This is a genomic window from Mitsuaria sp. MSU3D (genome assembly GCF_056867975.1).
On record NZ_CP200314.1, the window covers coordinates 762,547 to 780,640 of the forward strand.

The following is an 18,094-nucleotide window of genomic DNA, read 5'->3' on the forward strand; positions in this document are numbered from 1 at the left end:
GCGTCGGACCGCCATCCGGGCTTGCCGTAACGTGCGTTACGCGCGGGCGACTGCACGACGTTTGCAGCCTGTCTTCAGCAGCTCTGACGCGGTGTTCGCAGGTCATGAAAGCTTGAGTCACCGATGGGGGGAGCTCAGTCCCAGGCCTTGCGCAGCTTCGCGGCGACGTCCATCGCCGGCTTCACGAGCTCTGGCAGCGGCACCTGCGCCTGATTGGCGGGGCCGACCTTCTCGAAGTGGCGAACCACCTTGCCGGGCAGGAAACGCGACACGCTCGCATAGAGGTGCCGATCGCCGTTGCGCGTCTGCTGCGTCACGTAGAAGCGCTGCGGCACCATCACCGCGAGGTGGTCCTTCGCGCGCGTCATCGCGACGTAGAGCAGCCGCCGCTCCTCCTCGATCTGCGCCTGCGCGCCCGTGCTCAGGTCCGACGGCATGCAGCCGTCCACGCAGTTCAGCAGGTACACCGCATTCCACTCCTGGCCCTTGGCGGAGTGGATCGTCGACAGGATCAGGTAGTCCTCGTCCTTCAGCGGTACGCCCGACTCGTCGCTGCTCGCGTCGGGCGGATCCAGCGTCAGCTCCGTCAGGAACCGCTCCCGCGACCCGTAGCCCTGCGCAATGCGCGTGATCTGCTCCAGGTCGGACAGGCGCACCGGCGCATCGTCGTAGAGCCGCTCCAGATGTGGCGCGTACCACTGCACCGCCTCTTCCAGATCCATCGGCCAACTGGAGCCTGAGATCAACTGCAGCATGAGTTCGCGCAACGCCGTCCAGGAGGACGCCGCGGCGCGTGGCGGCTCGAAATCGCGCAGCGCCTGCGCCGGATCGGCCGCGGGGGTCATCGCATCGAGCAGCCGTCTCGCGCTCGCGGGACCGAAGCCCGGCAGCAACTGCGCCACGCGGAAACCCGCCAGCCGACCGCGCGGGTTCTCCGCCCAGCGCAGCACGCTCAGCACGTCCTTCACATGCGTGCTCTCGAGGAATTTCAAGCCACCGAACTTGACGAACGGGATGTTGCGTCGCGTCAGCTCCAGCTCCAGCGGCGCCGCGTGGCTCGAGGTCCGGAACAGCACCGCCTGCTTCGTCAGCTTCAGCCCTTGCTCGCGGCGCTCCAGCACCTTGTCCGCGACCCATTGCGCCTGTCGCGCCTCGTCGTCGACAGTGACCAGGTGCGGCAGTTCGCTCGAGGTCTTGTCGGTCCACAGGCGCTTCTCGTGGCGCTCCCGGGCCATTGCGATGACGGCGTTGGAGGCATCCAGGATGGTCTGCGTCGAGCGGTAGTTGCGCTCCAGCGCTACCACGCGCGCGGGCGGGTCGAACTGCGCCGGGAACTCCAGGATGTTGCGCACCTCCGCCGCGCGGAACGAGTAGATCGCCTGCGCGTCGTCGCCGACCACCGTCAGCCGGTCCCCGCGCGGCTTGAGGCGCTTGAGGATCGTCGCCTGCAGCCGGTTGGTGTCCTGGTACTCGTCGACCAGCACGTGCTGGAAGCGCTCGCCGAGCTCCGCGGCCAGCGTGTCGTCGCTCATCAGCTCCGACCAGTAGAGCAGCAGGTCGTCGTAGTCGAGCAGCTGCTGGTGCTGCTTCTCCTCGACGTAGGCCTTGAACAGGTGCTTGAGCTCGTCATGGACCGCGAAGCACCAGGGGAAGTGCTCCTGCAGCACCTGGTCCAGCCGCGCCTCGCTGTTGACGACGCGCGAGTAGATGTTCAGGCAGGTCGCCTTCAGCGGAAAGCGGTCGGTGGTCTCGGCCAGGCCGAGCGCCTGACGCTGCAGGCCCATCAGGTCCTCGGCATCCGCGCGGTCGAGGATGGTGAAGTTGGGCGCGAGGCCGATGCGATGCGCGTACTCGCGCAGCAGCCGTGCGCCGACGCTGTGGAAGGTGCCTGCCCACGGGAAACGCGGCGGCGCCTGCGTCACGCGCAGGCCGAGCGCGCGATGCAGCACGCGGCCCGCGCGGCGTTCCATCTCGCCGGCGGCGCGGCGCGAGAAGGTCAGCAGCAGCAGCCGTTGCGGATCCGCGCCGGATTGGATCAGGCGCGCCACGCGCGACGCCAGCGTCTTCGTCTTGCCCGATCCCGCGCCGGCGATCACCAGCAGCGGTCCGTGGCCCTGTGCGCCTTCATCCAGGCCATGCTCGACGGCGGAGCGCTGCTCGGGATTCAGATCGGCGAAGACATCGGCGGTGGACATGGCGCCGGATCATAAGCTGTATGCAAACCCAGTCATTCCCCGCGTTCGCGGTAGGCGGAATGCGCCTTGCCCATGATGGGACATGCTTCAGATCCTCGTCATCCTCAGCGCGCTGTCCATGCCCCTGGTGGCCTGGGCGTCCCAGCGCGGCGTGTTCGGGCCCGACAACGGCGCGATCTCCGACCGCTTTCCGACCCTGCTCGTCGCCGACGGCTACGCGTTCTCGATCTGGGGGGTGATCTTCCTGCTCGATCTCGTATTTGCCGCCTGGCTGCTGCGCGGCCAGCCGGTCCCGGACAGGGAAGGGCATCGCGACTCGCATCGCTGCCACTGGCTGGTCATCGTCGGCTTCGCGTTGACCGCGAGCTGGATGATCGTGTTCTCGCAGCAATGGTTCGGTCTGGCGCTTGCCGTCATCTGGGCCGCGCTGGCGAGCCTGCTGTGGGCGCTGATGCTGGTCGCGCGGGCGATGCCGCGCGGCGCGCAGTCCTGGCTCGCCGTGTTCCCGCTGGCGCTGCATGCGGGCTGGTTGTCGCTGGCCGCGTTCCTGGACACCGCGCAGACGGTCGTCGCCGCGCAGATGCTGCCGACGCAGGACCAGTTGCCCTGGACGCTGGTGCTGTGGGCCCTGGCCGCGTTGCTGCTGCTGGTCGCCAACGCGCGTCTTCACGCGCCGGGCACCGGCCCCGCCGCGCTCGGTTATGCCGGCGCGGCGGTGTGGGGCCTGGTGGGCGTGTACGTGAAGCAGACCGCCTCGCCGATGAGCGGCTCGGACGGTTCCGCCTGGATCGCGCTGGTGCTGGCCGCGGTGCTCGCGGCGCAGACCCTCTGGCTGCGGATGAGACCTGCCGGTCCCACCGACGGTCTCAGGCCAGGCGGCGCTCGTCCTTCGCGTCGAACAGGTGGGCCGACTCCGCCGCCCATTGCAGGCGAACCGCGTCACCGACATTGAGGTGGGGGTTGCCCGAGACGCGCGCCGTCATCGGGCCCGACGGCGTGTCCACCAGCAGGTAGGTCTCGGGACCGGTCGGCTCGCTCATCTTCAGCACGCCCGGCATGCCGCCCGCGTCCGCGTCGGTCGTCTCGGCCAGCCGGATGTGTTCCGGACGCACGCCGTAGAGCACGCCGCCGGCCGCGTCGATCGACGCCTGCTGCGCCGCGTTCACCGGCAGGGTCACGCCTTGCGCGGCGAGCGCGCCGCCGCCGTTGCGCTCGGCCTGGACGAAGTTCATCGTCGGCGAGCCGATGAACTCGGCCACGAAGCGGTTGGCCGGCCGCGTATAGATCTCTTCCGGCGTGCCGAACTGCTGCACCAGCCCGTCGCGCATCACCGCGATGCGGTCGCCCAGCGTCATCGCCTCGACCTGGTCGTGGGTGACGTAGACCGTCGTGGTCTTGGTGCGCTGGTGCAGCAGCTTGATCTCGGCGCGCATCTCGATGCGCAGCTTCGCGTCCAGGTTGGACAGCGGCTCGTCGAACAGGAACAGCTTCGGATCGCGCGCCAGCGCGCGCCCCATCGCCACGCGCTGCCGCTGGCCGCCGGACAGCTGGCCCGGCTTGCGATCGAGCAGATGGTCGATCTGCAGCATCTTCGCGACGCGCTGCACCGTGGTCTCGCGCTGCGCCTTCGGCACCTTGCGCATCTCCAGCCCGAAGGCGATGTTCTGCGCGACGTTCATGTTCGGATACAGCGCGTAGCTCTGGAACACCATCGCGATGTCGCGGTCCTTGCTCGGCAGGTAGGTGACGTCCCGGTCGCCGATGTGGATCGCGCCCGAGGTCGGGTGCTCCAGGCCGGCGATCATCGCCAGCAGCGTCGACTTGCCGCAGCCCGACGGGCCGACCAGGATCAGGAACTCGCCGGCGTCGATCGACAGGTCGATGCCCTTGAGGATGTCGGCCGATCCGTAGCTCTTGCGGACTTGAGAAATGGCGAGCGCGCCCATGCTTGACTCCTTAACCCTTGACGGCGCCGGCGGTGAGCCCGCGCACGAAATACTTGCCCGCGGCCACATAGACCACGAGCGTCGGCAGCGCGGCGATCAGCGCCGCGGCCATGTCCACGTTGTATTCCTTGACCGAGCTGGACGTGTTGGCCAGGTTGTTCAGCCCCACCGTGATCGGCTTGCTGTCGGCTCCGGAGAACACCACCCCGTACAGGAAGTCGTTCCAGATCGAGGTGAACTGCCAGATCAGCGTCACCACCAGGATCGGCGTGGACAGCGGCACCACGATGCGCCAGAAGATCTGGAAGAACGAGGCGCCGTCCAGCGTCGCCGCCTTGATCAGCTCGTCGGGCAGGCCGGCGTAGTAGTTGCGGAAGAACAGCGTCGTGGACGGCATGCCGGCCAGGATGTGGACCAGGATCAGGCCCCACACCGAACTGGCGATGCCCAGCGTGCCCAGCACCTGGCTCATCGGCAGCAGCACGACCTGCATCGGCATGAACACGCCGAACAGCAGCAGCCCGAACAGCAGCTCGCTGCCGCGGAAACGCCACTTGGTCAGCACGTAGCCGTTGATCGCGCCCAGCGCGGTGGAGATCAGCACCGCCGGCACGACCATCAGCACCGAGTTCATGAAGAAGGGCTTCAGCCCGCCGCAGTCGGTGCCGGTGCAGGCGCTGGTCCAGGCCTTGGACCAGGCGGCCAGCGACGGCGCCATCGGCACGGACAGCAGGGTGCCGTTGCGCACCTCGTCCATGCTCTTGAGCGAGGTGCTGACCATCACGTACAGCGGCAGCAGGAAGAAGAAGGCGAAGACCAGCAGCACGGCCCACAGCAGCATGCGCTGCACGGTCAGGCTGCGGGATCCCCCCGAGGAGGGAGGACCGGAAGGGGAGGTGAGGGTACTCATGTCGCGGCGCTCGCGGTTACTGCTTCGAGCGGAGCTCGGAATAGAGGTAGGGAACGACGATGGCGGCGATCGTGGCCAGCATCACCGTGGCGCTGGCCGCGCCCAGGCCGATCTGGCCGCGCGAGAACGCCATCGTGTACATGAAGGTCGCCGGCAGGTCGGTGGCGTAGCCGGGGCCGCCCGCGGTCAGCGCCATCACCAGGTCGAAGCTCTTGATGGCGATGTGCGCCACGACCATCAGCGTCGAGAAGAACACCGGCCGCAGCGTCGGGATGATGATGCGCCAGTAGATGCGCGGCAGGGACGCGCCGTCGACCTGCGCGGCCTTGATGATGGAGTCGTCGATGCCGCGCAGTCCCGCCAGGAACAGCGCCATCACGAAGCCCGCGGACTGCCACACGCCGGCGATGACGACGCAGTAGATCGCCATGTCCGGGTCGACCAGCCAGCCGAAGCTGAAGTTCTCGAAGCCCCATTGCTGCATCAGGTGCTCGATGCCCAGCCCGGGGTTGAGGATCCATTTCCACGCCGTGCCGGTCACGATGAAGGACAGGGCCATCGGGTACAGGTACACGGTGCGCAGCACGCCTTCGCCGCGGATCTTCTGGTCCAGCAGGATGGCCAGCAGCAGGCCCACGGCCATCGCGCCGCCGATGAACAGCGCGCCGAAGATGCCGAGGTTGGTCAGCGCCAGCCACCAGCGCTCGTTGTCGAACAGCGCGCGGTACTGGTCCAGGCCGACGAACTCGTAGTTCGGCAGCAGCCGCGACGCGGACAGCGACAGGTAGCCGTTCCAGGCCATCAGGCCGTAGATGAAGAGGAAGGAGACGAGGAAGGTCGGCGCGACCACCAGCTTGGGAAGCCAGGGACTGCGGGGGGCTCGGGAAGCGGACATGCGGAGGAGCGGACCTGAGGACGCGCCGCGGAAGGCGCGTCGGGAGAAACGGATCGGGGGCGGTCCGGGATCGGTCCGCCCCCTCGGGGCCAGCGTTCGCTGGTGGCTTACTTCGTCTTCGCGGCGGCCGCCAGTTTGGTCTGCGCGTCCTTGGCCGTCATCTTGTCGCTGTTCCAGAACTGGCTCACGACGTCCTTCATCGCGCCTTCGGCCGCGGCGGGAACCGCCATGCCGTGCGCGATCGACGGCACCAGGGTGCCCGACTTGGCGTCGGCGGCGAAGTCCGTCGCGGACTGCTTGGCGCAGTCGTCGAACTTGTCCATCTTCATCCCGGTGCGCACGGGAATTGATCCCTTGTTCAGGTTGAACAGCTCCTGGAACTCCGGCGACATGATCGCGGTGGCCAGGTCCTGCTGGGCCTTCTCATTGGCGGCGTTCTTCAGCTTGAACAGCGCGAAGGAGTCGATGTTGAAGGTGAAGGCCTTCTGCGTGCCCGGGGCGGCGGCGCACAGCACATCCTTGCCCGGCGTCTTGCCCGCGGCGACCCATTCGCCCTTGGCCCAGTCGCCCATCAGCTGCATGCCGGCCTCGCCCTTGATCACCATCGCGGTGGCCAGGTTCCAGTCGCGGCCCGACGCGTTCTTGTCGGTGTAGTCCTTGATGCGCTTGAAGGTCGTCAGCACCTTCTCCATCTGCGGACCGGTCAGCGTGGCCGGGTCCAGCTGCACCAGGGCCTTCTTGTAGAAGTCCACGCCGCCGACGCCCAGCGCCACCGATTCGAAGGTGGTGAAGTCCTGCCAGTTCTGGCCGCCGTGCGCGACGGGGATGATGCCGGCCTTCTTCAGCGCCTCGGCGGTGACGAAGAACTCGTCCCAGGTCGTGGGCAGCTTGGCGCCCGCCTTCTTCAGCGCCTCGGGGTTGACCCACAGCCAGTTCACGCGGTGCACGTTGACCGGCGCGGCGATGTAGTGGCCCTGGTACTTCATGATGTTGGCGACGACCGGCGGGATCACCTCGTCCCACTTGCCGGCCTTGGCGACGGTGTCGACGTTGGTCAGCACGCCTTCGGCCGCCCATTCCTGCAGCGACGGGCCCTTGATCTGCGCCGCGGCCGGGGCGTTGCCCGACACCACGCGGGACTTCAGCACCGTCATGGCGGAATCGCCGCCGCCGCCGGCCACCGCGAAGTCCTTCCACGTGTGGCCCTGCTTCTGCAGGGTGGCCTTCAGCGCGGTGGCGGCCTTGGCCTCGCCGCCGCTGGTCCACCAGTGCAGGACTTCGACCTCGCCGGCCTGGGCCGCGCCGGCGGCCATCAGCGCGCACAGCGCGGCGGCCTGGGACAGTTGCTTGAGCTTCATCATCGGGGGGGTCTCCATGTCGTCTGGAATTGGGTTTCGAATCACGGTTCGCATCGCGTTTCGTGTCGCGTCCGGCATCACCTTCCGGGCATCGCATCCGGCTCGCGCCGGACGGTGAGTGGGTGCGATGTTGTCATGGGATGTCGGATGAGGCGGGGCGCGTCGCGCCCCTCAGTCGTCGTCCGATCGGAACCGGGCGTCAGAACCAGACTTCGACTTGCGCACCGAAGCTGGTGCCCGAGGTCTCGCCGTCGTAGCCGGCCACGCCGGTCACGTTGCCGGCCGCCTTGTTCCACTTGGCGTGGGTGACATAGAGGCGGAACTCGGGTCGGTCCATCAGCGCCGGGCCGGTGGACAGCGTGGGGGCGAAGGTCACCTTGGTCAGGCGGGCGCGCTGGCCGCCGTCGGGCTTGTACTGCGAGACGCCGGCTTCGGTGAGCAGCTTGAAGTTGCGGGTGACGCCGTAGGACAGGCGACCGCCGACCGACGTGGACACCGTGGCCTTGCCGGCGTTGTCCTTTTCGTTGGCCCACAGCAGCATGCCCATGCCGCCCCAGGCGCCTTGCTGGAAGTTCACCGATTCGACGACGCGGAACTTCTTGGCCGCGGACGTGTCGGTCTGGTTGCCGAAGTTGGAGTTCAGGCCGGTGGAACCCTGCGCGTACTGCACCCACAGCACGTTGTTGAAGTCCGAGCCGAACAGCTTGGCCTGGACATGCTTGGCGGTGAGGCCCCAGCCGTTGGTGCCGCCGGCGAACTGCGACTTGGTGGCGGTGCCGAAGAAGGCCAGCGTGCCGTCGGTGTTGGAGTTGATGTCGACGTACTCGACGTTGCCGCGGTGGGCCGGACGCTGGTTGTTGTCCTTGTCGTTGGTGTAGTACGCGACGCCGAGCTTGCCCGGGCCGACGTTCAGGCCCTTGAAGCCGGCGCCGATGCCGGCCATCTCGGTGAAGTAGGTGTCGACGATGTGCACGTCGCCGCGGCGGCCGCGTTCCTTGCCGGCCCAGACGGTGGCTTCCGGCGCGAAGTCGAAGCCCTTGGCCTCGGCGTACATCTGCGCCAGGCGCAGGTGCTTGGCGTCGTCCGCGTCCGAATGCGGATTGAAGTAGTCCGTCATCAGCACGACCTTGTAGTCGATGCCGTCCTTCTTGAAGCCCTGGGCGAGCTGGAACTCGCCGTAGATGTCGCACTCGTTGCCGAGGCGGTACTTCATGCCGCTGGTGCCGCCGTTGAGGGCGTAGCAGGCGCGGCTGGCGCCGCCGTCCGTGGTGCCGCCGGGGCCGGCGCGGAAGTAGCCGGTGTAGTCCAGGGCATGGGCGGAACCGGCGGCCATCAGCAGGCCGGCGGCGGTCGACAGGGTCGACAGCGTGGTGGTGCGCAAGCGCGAGGTGCGTGTCATGTTCAGTCTCCGGTTGTCTCCGAGCAACGGTGCTCCGGGCGTGCCGCCGTTAATCGGACGTTTATCTTTCTTGCATGCGGGCTGAACTTTAATAATTCATTAATGAATCTATATTGGTGCTTACCACTAGCGTTGTGGTGCACGAAAGGCGGGGAGTTCGGGCGCGTGGCGGCAATGTCGGGCGCCTGGCGTGTGATCGGCGCAGTCTTGGTGCGCGCGGGGCGGCGCCGAGCGCGCAGGTCCGGGGAAGCGATCGCGGTGGCAAGTCCTGCGAGGAAGGACGTGTGATGACCGGCCGGGGCCAGGTCGTGCCTGCGCCAGGGCGGGCGGGGGGGCTCAGGCGGCGAGCGGCAGGCTCATCGAGACGCGCAGGCCGCGCGGCCGGGCCGTCGACAGGACGATGCGGCCGCCGTGGCGCTCGACGATCTCCTTGACGATCGCCAGGCCGAGTCCGCAACCGTTGCCCTCGTGGGTGGCGCGGAAGAAGCGCTCGAAGACCTGCTCCCGCAGGTCCTCGGGGATGCCGGGGCCGTTGTCGGTGACGACCAGCTCCGCGCGGTCGGCGTCGCCGTGCACCTGCACGGTGACCCGGGCGCCGCGGCCGGCGTAACGCAGCGCGTTGTCGACGAGGTTGACCAGCGCCTCGCGCAGCAGCAGCGGGATGCCGGTGACCTCGACAGGGCGGTCCTCCTGCCCCTGTTCGCGCCCCTCTTTCTGCGCTTGCTCTTCGCGGGAGAGGCCGGGGACGGTGAGCGGCTCCTCGAGCTGCGAGGCGGAGGCGCAGTCCGGATCGCTGTCCGGACCGTCGTAGCCCAGGTCCACGTTCTGCTGGAGCGCGCGCGGCACGAGTTCGGCGGTGACCTCGCGGGCCAGCCGGCCGAGGTCGAAGCGCACCGGCGTCTGCCGCGTCAGCGACTCCGGCTCGGTGCGCGCCAGCGCCAGCAGCTGGTTGACGAGGTGGGCGCTGCGCGTGGCGCTCTCATGCACGCGGGCGAGACGCACCGTCAGCGGACCGGGGGGCGCTTCGGCCAGCGCGAGTTCGCTCTGGCTCTTGAGCCCCGCCAGCGGCGTGCGCAACTGGTGGGCGGCGTCGCTGATGAAGCGGCGCTGGCCCTGGACGTTGTGGCGGACGGCCTCGAGCAGGTCGTTGATCGCCTGCGCGAGCGAGCGCAGTTCCTGCGGCGCGGCGTCGAGCTCGATGGGGCGCAGGTCGTTGGGCTTGCGGCCCTCGACCAGGCGGCGCAGCCGCGCGATCGGGGCGAGCCCGGCGCCGACGCCGGCCCACACGATCATGCTCATCAGCACGATGAGGATGGACAGCGGCAGCATCGTGTCGATCAGCAGCCGGCGCGCGAGCAGCTCGCGGTTGGCGCTGGAGCGGGCCACCTGCACCAGCATCGTCTGCTGGGCCTTGGGGTTCTCGCCGAACTGCAGGTAGAGCGCGGCGACCCGCACCGGCGAGGCGGTGCGCGACTCCTGCGCGTCGATCTCCCCGTCGTAGAACTGCGCCTGGCCCAGCGGCGCGCTGGCCGGCACCGCGGGCGGGCTGGGCAGGTTGCGGTTGCCGAGGATGAACTTGCCCGGCGGTGAACTGACCGTGTAGAGCAGCTTGTCGCTGGGGTCGGCCTCGAGCACGTCCTGCGCCGCGCGCGGGAAGTCGATCAGCAGTCCGTTGCCCATGGGCTTGACCTGACGCGCGAGCGAGCGCGTGGCCTGCAGCAGCGTGGCGTCGACGGCCTCGTTGGCATAGCGGCCCGCGAGGCGGTAGCTGAACACCGCGCCCGCGAGCCACAGCACGACCTGCGGCAGCAGCAGCCACAGCAGGAGCTGGCGCTTGAGCGAGAAGCGGGACGGCGCCATGGGGAGGGCGTGGAGGGCGCGCGCCCTCAGGCGCGTTCCAGCTCCAGCAGATAGCCCAGGCCGCGCACGGTGCGGATGGCCACCTGCGAGCCTTCGAGCTTGCGGCGCAGGCGGTGGATGTAGACCTCGACGGCGTTGGTCGCCGCGCCGCTATCCACGGGGCTGGCGGCGCCGGCGGCGGTCCCGTTGCGGTCGCCCGACCAGGCCTGGTTGATCTGCTCCTTCGTGATCACGCGGCCCTGGTGCGTGAGCAGCAGGTCGAGCAGGTCGAACTCGCGCGGGCTGAGCTCCAGCATCTCGCCGCGCACCTGCGCGCTGCGGGTCTCGCGCTGCATGCTGAGCTGGCCCAGCTCGGTGCTCGCCTTCAGCGCGCGGCTGCGACGCAGCAGGGCGCGGAGACGCGCCTCCAGCTCGGGGAAGTCGAAGGGCTTGGTCAGGTAGTCGTCGGCGCCGGCGTTCAGGCCGGCGACGCGGTCCTCCAGGCTGTCCAGCGCGGTCAGGATCAGCACCGGCAGCGACGCATCCGTCTGGCGCAGCTGTCTGAGCACCTCGATGCCGCCCACCATCGGCAGGCCCAGGTCCAGCACCACCACGTCGAATTGCTGCTTGGCGAGCAGGTACTGCGCGACCGCTCCGTTGGGCGCGTGCTCCACGGTGAAGCCGCTGGCGCGCATCTGTTCGCACAGGGCGTCGGCCAGGATCGCGTCGTCTTCGGCGAGCAGCAGGTTCATGAATGGAAGATTAACAGCCCGGCCTCTTGCACTGGACTGGGGCAAGCCCGAGGCGTAGATTCGGGGTTGCGTGCCCCGCTGTAGGGCAGTGGCTGACAGGCGGTGACGGCGATGCCGTCTCGCGCAAGGCCCGGTCGATTCGGAATACTCCCCGACATGCAAGCCAGCGACCTCAAACAGACGCTCTGGCGCGTCGTCTACGTCAGAAGCGCCAACCTGCAGAGCAACGGCGATGCGGCGGGACCGTGGCATCCCGACAAGCGACACGTCGAACAATGCGCGCAGGCGATGCGCGCGATGCTCTCGCAGGACGTCGGCATCCAGAGCAACGCGCAGGCGGCGAAGAACGAATCGACCTGGTCGAGTTGAATCGACGTCAGCCGAGCTCGGCCGATCTCCGCTGACCTCGGCCGACCTCGGCCGACCCCGCCCCGGGGTCGCGTGGCACGGTATGGGTGCGGTACCGGCCACCGCATAAGCACAGACGAATTTCTCGCTTCGGTCCGCGCGGCCGGACAGGAACACTCGGCGTCATCGCGCATTGCCGCCCCCCGAGTGTCTCCTCGCCAATGACCGCTCCCGTGCTGCGGCGTCTCGACGACGCCTCCCCGACTTCCTCCGCCACCCCTGCCGCATCCCCGCTGGCCCAGCTCCTGGGGTCAGGACTTGACCACGTCGTGGAGCAGCTGGCCGCCACGGCCGTGCAGCGCGACCGCGAGGGCGGCCACGCCGCCGAGCAGCGCGAGCTGATCCGCGCCAGCGGCCTGCTCGCGCTGACGATTCCCGAGGCCCATGGCGGCCTGGGCGGCGGCATCCCCGAGTTCTTCGACGCCGTGCGGCGGCTCGCCCGCGTCGACAGCGCGCTGGCCCATGTGCTGGCCTTCCACCACCTGCAGCTCTACGGCGTGTCGCTGTATGGCGGCCCGGCCGCGACGGCGCATGGCGCGCGCCATCTGCGCGAGACCGCCGAGCAGCGCCTGTTCTGGGGCAATGCGCTCAATCCCGCCGACACGCGCTTGACGGCGGCGCGCGACGGCGCCGGATGGCGCCTGGACGGGGTGAAGAGCTTCTGCTCCGGCGCGCTGGGCTCGGACCGGCTGACGGTCTCGGCGACTACGGGCGAGGGCGGCTTCCTCATCGGCATCGTGCCGACGCGGCGCGAGGGTGTGCGCGTCGAGCAGGACTGGGACGCCTTCGGCCAGCGCCAGACGGACAGCGGCACGGTGCGCTTCGACGCCGTCCGGCTGGACGACGACGAGCTGCTGCAGGTGCCGGGCCAGAGCCCGACCCCGCGCGCGACGCTGCGCTCGCAGATCGCTCAGCTGATCATGACCCACCTGTACCTGGGCATCGGCGAGGGCGCCTTCGACGAGGCGCGCCGCTACACGGCGACGCGTGGCCGGGCCTGGTCGGCCTCGGGCGTGTCGCGCGCGGTCGACGATCCGCTCGTGCAGCACCGCTACGGCGACCTGTGGCTGAAGGTGAGGGCGGCGCAGGCCGTGTCGGTCGAGGCGGTCGACCGCCTGCGGCGCGCGCTCGATCGCGGCGAGGCCCTGACCGCGCAGGAACGCGGCGAGGTCGCGGTCGCCGGCGCCGAGGCCAAGGTGCTCGCGCACCGCGCCGGCGTCGAGGTCGGCAGCCAGCTGTTCGAGCTGACCGGCGCGCGCAGCACGTCGGCCGAGTTCGGCCTGGACCGCTTCTGGCGCAACGCGCGGGTGCACACGCTGCACGACCCGGTCGACTACAAGCTGCGCGACCTGGGCCGCTTCTTCCTCGACGGCCGGATCCCCGATCCGACGGCGTATTCCTGATCGAGGAGGTCCCGATGAGCGACCAGAAGAGCACCCCAAAGAGCACCCCAAAGTGCGCCCCAAAGAACGACCCACTGATCCGCCTCGACGGCGTGTCGAAGTCCTTCGCGTTGCCCGACGGGCGGCGTTTCGAGGCCGTGCGCGACGTGAGCCTGTCCGTGCGTCCCGGCGAGATCCTCGGCCTGATCGGCAAGAGCGGCGCGGGCAAGTCCACGCTGCTGCGGCTGATCAACCTGCTGGAGCGTCCCGACGCGGGCCGGGTGCATGTGGCCGGCCGCGAGCTGACCGCGCTGAAGCCGACCGAGTTGCGCCGCGAGCGGCAGCGGCTCGGGATGATTTTCCAGCAGTTCAACCTGCTGCAGAACGCGACCGCGGCGGAGAACGTCGCCTTCCCGCTGCGGCTGCACGCCGGCCGCTCGCGCCACGAGATCGCCGATCGCGTCGCCGAGTGCCTGGCGCTGGTCGGGCTGACCGACAAGGCCGACCAGTATCCGGCGCAGCTCAGCGGCGGGCAGAAGCAGCGCGTTGCGATCGCGCGGGCGCTGGCGCCGCAACCCGACGTGCTGCTGTGCGACGAGCCGACCTCCGCGCTGGATGCCGAGACCACGCGCGAGCTGCTCGCCACGCTGGCCGACATCAACGAGCGGCTGGGCGTCACGATCGTGATCGTCACGCATGAACTCGAGGTCGTGCAGGCGCTGTGCCGACGCGCCGCGGTCATCGCGGAGGGCCGGCTGGTCGAGCAGTTCGACGTCGTCGACGCGACGCGCGTGGCGACCTCGCCGTTGGGACTGGAGCTCGCGCGGCTGCAGCGGCAGGCGGCGAACCTTGCCGCGCTGGACGCCTCGGCGCTGGCGACCTCCGAAGTGATCGCGTCGATCGGACGCCGGGAGGTCCGCCATGCTTGAGAACCTCATCGGGCTGCTGCCCGAGATCTGGACCGCGCTCGGCCAGACGGGCCTGATGCTCGCCATCGGTCTCGGCGCGGCCGTGCTGTTCGGCGGCCCGCTGGGCGTGCTGCTGTTCCTGCTGAGCCCGGGCCAGTCGCTGTCGGGCCATCGCGGCGCGGGCCTGCTGCATCGCCTGATCAACGCGGTGGTGAACACCGTGCGCAGCTTCCCCTTCATCATCCTGCTGGTCGCGCTGGTGCCGATCACGCGCGTGATCGCGGGCACCTCGATCGGGCCGCTGGCCGCCGCGGTGCCGCTGTCCTTCGCCGCGATCCCGTACTTCGCGCGCCTCGTCGAGCAATGCCTGCGCGAGGTGCCGCGCGGCGTCATCGAGGCCGCGCACGCGATGGGCGCCTCCGAGACGCAGATCGTCCTGCGCGTGCTGGTGCGCGAGGCGCGCGCCGGCCTGGTGGGCGCGCTGACGGTGCTGGCGATCAGCTTCCTGTCGTACTCGGCGGTGGCCGGGGTCGTCGGCGGCGGCGGCATCGGCGACCTCGCGATCCGCTACGGCTACTACCGCTTCCAGACCGACGTCATGGTGCTGACGGTCGCGATCCTCGTCGTGCTCGTGCAGCTGATCCAGTTCACCGGTCAGCGCGTGGCGCGACGGCTCGACAAGCGCTGAGCACGCGCTCCTTCGTTTCAGATTCTTCCTTCCCGCTTCTTTCCCTTTCCATCCCTCCCGGACCTCCAAGGACTTCCCGATGATCCTCGCCCGCCGCACCTTGCTGGCCCTCGCGCTCACCGCCGCCGCGCTTTCCTCGCCCGCCGTCCACGCGCAGGACAAGAAGGAGATCACCATCGGCGCGACCGCCGGCTCCAACATCGAGGTGCTGCGCCAGGGCATCAAGCCGCTGCTGGAGAAGCGCGGCTACACGGTCAAGCTGGTCGAGTTCAACGACTACGTGCAGCCCAACATCGCGCTGGCGCAGGGCGCGCTGGACGCCAACTTCTTCCAGCACATCACCTACCTGAACCGCTTCCGCGAAGACCGCAAGCTGGACATCGTGGACGTGGTGCAGGGGCCGATGGCGCCGTTCGGGATCTACTCGAAGAAGCGCAAGAGCCTGGCCGACGTGAAGTCCGGCGACCGCATCACGCTGGCCAACGACCCGGCCAACCTGGCGCACGGCCTGGCGCTGCTGGCCGACCAGAAGCTGCTGACGCTGAAGCCGGGCGCCGATCCGATCCGCGTGACGGAGAAGGACATCGCCAGCAACCCGCTCAACCTGAAGCTGCAGCCCATCGAGGCGGCGCAGATCCCGCGCACGCTCGACGACGCGGAGTACGCGATCGTCAACGGCAACTTCGCGATCTCCAGCGGCCTGAAGCTCACCGACGCGCTGCTGCTGGAGAAGACGCCCGACCACTACATGCTGGTGCTGGCGGTGAAGGGCAAGGACAAGCAGCAGCCGTGGACGAAGGCGCTGGCCGATGCCTTCCGCGCGCCGGAGTTCAAGGCGGTGCTGGTGCAGAAGTTCCCCGGCTACGCGCGGCCGGCGTTCCTGCAATGAGCGCCAGCGGGTTGAAGCCGATCCGTTTCAACGCTTTCGCGATGAACACGGTGGGGCACCAGTCGCCGGGGCTGTGGACGCATCCGCGCGACGAGTCGCATCGCTACACCGACCCGGACTACTGGGTCGAGCTGGCGCGGCTGCTGGAACGCGGCGGCTTCGACAGCGTGTTCCTGGCCGACGTGCTGGGCGTCTACGACGTGCACGGCGGCTCGCCCGACGCGGCCTTGCGCCATGCGGTGCAGGTGCCGCTCAATGATCCGCTGGCACTGGTGCCGCTGATGGCGTCGGTGACGAAGCACCTCGGCTTCGGCGTGACGGTGGCGCTGACCTATGAGCCGCCGTACAGCTTCGCGCGGCGCATGTCGACGCTCGATCACCTGACGCGGGGCCGCATCGGCTGGAACATCGTCACCGGCTACCTCGACAGCGCGGCGCGCAACCTCGGCCACACCGGGCAACGCGCGCACGACGAGCGCTACGACCTGGCGGACGAGTACCTCGACGTCGTCTACAAGCTGTGGGAACTCAGCTGGGAGGACGGCGCGGTCCAGCGCGACAAGGCGGGGCGTGTCTTCACGGACCCGACGAAGGTCCACGCGATCCACCATCGCGGCGAGCACTACCGCGTGCCCGGCGTGCATCTCTGCGAGCCGTCGCCGCAGCGCACGCCGGTGCTGTTCCAGGCCGGCACGTCGAGCCGCGGCCGCGCCTTCGCCGGCCGGCATGCGGAGTGCGTCTTCGTGAGCGGTCCCAGCACGTCCGTGGTGAAGGGCTATGTGAACGGCCTGCGCGATGCGGTCGCCGAGTCGGGCCGCGCGCGCGACGACGTGCTGATCTACGGTCAGGCGCTGATCGTCACCGCGCCGACGAGTGCCGAGGCCCACGCCAAGCACGAGGACTTGAAGTCCCACGTCGACATCGAGGCCGCACTGGCCTTGCTGTCGGGCTGGACCGGCGTCGACTTCAGCCGCTATCCGCTGGACGCCACGATCGACTACCTCGACACCCAGGCGGGGCGCACGGCGCTGGCCTCGTTCAGCAGCGCGGATCCGACGCGTCGCTGGACGGTGGGCGAGGCGGCCGCGTTCATCGGCCTCGGCGGTCGAGGGCCGGTCTTCGTCGGCGATCCGTCGGAGATCGCCGATCAGTTGATCGCGTGGCAGGACGCCACGAGCCTGGACGGTTTCAACCTGGCCTATGCGCTGGCGCACGAGACCTTCCGCGACGTGGTCGATCTCGTGGTGCCGGAGCTTCGCCGCCGCGGCCGCTATCGCCCGGAAGCAGGCGAGGGCGCAGACGTCGCCGACGCACCGAGGACGTTGCGCGCGCGGCTGTTCGGCGCGGGTGACGGCCTCATGCCGACGCACGCCGGGCGTCGTGTCCGCCTCGGCGAGCCGAATGCCGATACCGCCGCCGCGACCCCCTCGACCACCACGACCGCCGACGGTCGGGATCCCCCGCTCACTTCCCTGGACATTCCCCTGACGGAGCCCGTCGCATGACCCGCCACACCGATTCGAAGAACAACAGCCCGACGCGTCGCGATGCGCTCGTCCTTGGCGCGGGCCTCGCCGCCGGACTGGCCGCAGGCCCGTTGCGCGCTCAAGGCGCCGCGGCGCCGAAGGAGCTGAAGCTCGACTACGCCTACTACTCGCCGACCAGCCTGGTGCTGCGCCGCTTCGGCTGGCTGGAGGCGGACCTGGCCAAGGACGGCACGTCGGTGCGCTGGGTGCTGAGCGCCGGCAGCAACCGCGCGCTGGAGTACCTCAACGCGGGCAGCATCGACATCGGCTCCACGGCCGGCCTGGCCGCGCTGCTGGCGCGCGCCAACGGCAATCCGATCCGCGCGCCCTACATCTTCTCGCGGCCGGAATGGACGGCGCTGGTGGTGCGTCCGGACTCCGGCATCCGCTCGCTCGCCGACCTCAAGGGCAAGAAGATCGCGGCGACCAAGGGCACCGATCCCTACCTCTTCCTGCTGCGCGCGCTGCACACGGTGGGCCTGAAGCGCGGTGACATCGAGCATGTCGCGCTCCAGCATGCCGACGGACGCGCGGCGCTGGAGCAGGGCCGCGTCGATGCGTGGGCCGGCCTCGACCCGCTGATGGCGGCGAGCGAGCTCGATGCCGGATCGAAGCTGCTGTACCGCAACGTCGGCTTCAACACCTACGGCTTCCTCAACGTGCGGGAGGAGTTCCTGAACCGCCACCCGCAGACGGTCAAGCGCGTGATCGCGGCCTACGAGCGGGCGCGTGCGTGGACGCTGGCCAACCCGTCGGACGCCGCGAAGATCCTGTCCGAAGAGGCCAAGGTCAGCCTGCCGGTGGCCCTGCTGCAGGTGAAGCTGCGCAGCGACTTCTCGCATCCGCAGCCGTCGGACGAGCATGTGAAGGCGCTGCAGGCGGCGGCGCCGATCCTGAACGCGGAGCAGCTGGTGAAGCCGGGCGTGGACCTGAACCGCACGATCGCGGAGCTGGTCGACACGCGCTTCGCCAACGGCCTGATCAAGGCGTGAGTCCGGA

At 69.3% G+C, this 18,094-nt stretch carries 16 protein-coding genes; 8 read left to right on the forward strand and 8 right to left on the reverse strand.

The window, feature by feature from the left end:
• Positions 1-134: 134 nt before the first annotated feature.
• Entirely contained in the window at positions 135-2,195 is a 2,061-nt protein-coding gene (locus AC1VNM_RS03425) for an ATP-dependent helicase (protein ID WP_483105860.1), read from the reverse strand.
• Between the two features lie 82 nt (positions 2,196-2,277).
• Between AC1VNM_RS03425 and AC1VNM_RS03430 the strand changes: the two genes are divergently transcribed.
• The gene (locus AC1VNM_RS03430) at positions 2,278-3,147 is read left to right on the forward strand and encodes a hypothetical protein (protein ID WP_377155797.1); all 870 of its coding nucleotides are present in this window, start codon (positions 2,278-2,280) and stop codon (positions 3,145-3,147) included.
• On the opposite strand, the gene AC1VNM_RS03435 is transcribed toward AC1VNM_RS03430, so the two are convergent.
• The 7 genes from AC1VNM_RS03435 to AC1VNM_RS03465 form a co-directional block, all read right to left on the reverse strand.
• Entirely contained in the window at positions 3,062-4,210 is a 1,149-nt protein-coding gene (locus tag AC1VNM_RS03435; protein ID WP_483105861.1) for an ABC transporter ATP-binding protein, read from the reverse strand. The genes AC1VNM_RS03430 and AC1VNM_RS03435 overlap by 86 nt on opposite strands.
• Positions 4,152-4,982: a carbohydrate ABC transporter permease gene (locus AC1VNM_RS03440; protein WP_483109233.1), complete on the reverse strand. Its 831-nt coding sequence runs from the start codon at positions 4,980-4,982 to the stop codon at positions 4,152-4,154. The genes AC1VNM_RS03435 and AC1VNM_RS03440 overlap by 59 nt, the downstream gene beginning before the upstream one ends.
• Before the next feature lie 85 nt (positions 4,983-5,067).
• The gene (locus tag AC1VNM_RS03445) at positions 5,068-5,946 is read right to left on the reverse strand and encodes a carbohydrate ABC transporter permease (RefSeq protein ID WP_067270156.1); all 879 of its coding nucleotides are present in this window, start codon (positions 5,944-5,946) and stop codon (positions 5,068-5,070) included.
• A gap of 107 nt (positions 5,947-6,053) precedes the next feature.
• Positions 6,054-7,307: an ABC transporter substrate-binding protein gene (locus tag AC1VNM_RS03450; RefSeq protein ID WP_377162015.1), complete on the reverse strand. Its 1,254-nt coding sequence runs from the start codon at positions 7,305-7,307 to the stop codon at positions 6,054-6,056.
• Between the two features lie 196 nt (positions 7,308-7,503).
• The gene (locus AC1VNM_RS03455) at positions 7,504-8,703 is read right to left on the reverse strand and encodes a maltoporin (RefSeq protein ID WP_377155790.1); all 1,200 of its coding nucleotides are present in this window, start codon (positions 8,701-8,703) and stop codon (positions 7,504-7,506) included.
• A 336-nt stretch (positions 8,704-9,039) separates the two neighbouring features.
• Entirely contained in the window at positions 9,040-10,563 is a 1,524-nt protein-coding gene (locus AC1VNM_RS03460) for a sensor histidine kinase (protein WP_377155789.1), read from the reverse strand.
• Between the two features lie 26 nt (positions 10,564-10,589).
• A complete protein-coding gene (locus AC1VNM_RS03465; RefSeq protein WP_377155787.1) occupies positions 10,590-11,294 on the reverse strand; it encodes a response regulator transcription factor in 705 nt (234 codons plus the stop codon).
• A gap of 156 nt (positions 11,295-11,450) precedes the next feature.
• On the opposite strand from AC1VNM_RS03465, the gene AC1VNM_RS03470 reads away from it, so the two are divergent.
• The 7 genes from AC1VNM_RS03470 (at position 11,451) to AC1VNM_RS03500 (ending at position 18,087) form a co-directional block, all read left to right on the forward strand.
• Positions 11,451-11,663, forward strand: coding sequence for a hypothetical protein (locus tag AC1VNM_RS03470; RefSeq protein WP_377155785.1), 213 nt, complete (start codon positions 11,451-11,453; stop codon positions 11,661-11,663).
• Between the two features lie 200 nt (positions 11,664-11,863).
• On the forward strand, positions 11,864-13,105 hold the full coding sequence (locus tag AC1VNM_RS03475) for an acyl-CoA dehydrogenase family protein (protein WP_483105862.1): 1,242 nt from the start codon (positions 11,864-11,866) through the stop codon (positions 13,103-13,105).
• Between the two features lie 14 nt (positions 13,106-13,119).
• Positions 13,120-14,013, forward strand: coding sequence for a methionine ABC transporter ATP-binding protein (locus AC1VNM_RS03480; RefSeq protein ID WP_483105863.1), 894 nt, complete (start codon positions 13,120-13,122; stop codon positions 14,011-14,013).
• Positions 14,006-14,680 (forward strand): methionine ABC transporter permease, encoded by a 675-nt coding sequence (locus tag AC1VNM_RS03485; protein WP_377155778.1) that lies wholly within the window; start codon positions 14,006-14,008, stop codon positions 14,678-14,680. Before AC1VNM_RS03480 ends, AC1VNM_RS03485 begins: the two co-directional genes overlap by 8 nt.
• A 79-nt stretch (positions 14,681-14,759) precedes the next feature.
• A complete protein-coding gene (locus AC1VNM_RS03490) occupies positions 14,760-15,569 on the forward strand; it encodes a MetQ/NlpA family ABC transporter substrate-binding protein (RefSeq protein ID WP_483105864.1) in 810 nt (269 codons plus the stop codon).
• A gap of 11 nt (positions 15,570-15,580) precedes the next feature.
• The gene (locus AC1VNM_RS03495) at positions 15,581-17,074 is read left to right on the forward strand and encodes an LLM class flavin-dependent oxidoreductase (protein WP_483105865.1); all 1,494 of its coding nucleotides are present in this window, start codon (positions 15,581-15,583) and stop codon (positions 17,072-17,074) included.
• The gene (locus AC1VNM_RS03500; RefSeq protein WP_483105866.1) at positions 17,071-18,087 is read left to right on the forward strand and encodes an aliphatic sulfonate ABC transporter substrate-binding protein; all 1,017 of its coding nucleotides are present in this window, start codon (positions 17,071-17,073) and stop codon (positions 18,085-18,087) included. The genes AC1VNM_RS03495 and AC1VNM_RS03500 overlap by 4 nt, the downstream gene beginning before the upstream one ends.
• Positions 18,088-18,094: the final 7 nt, after the last annotated feature.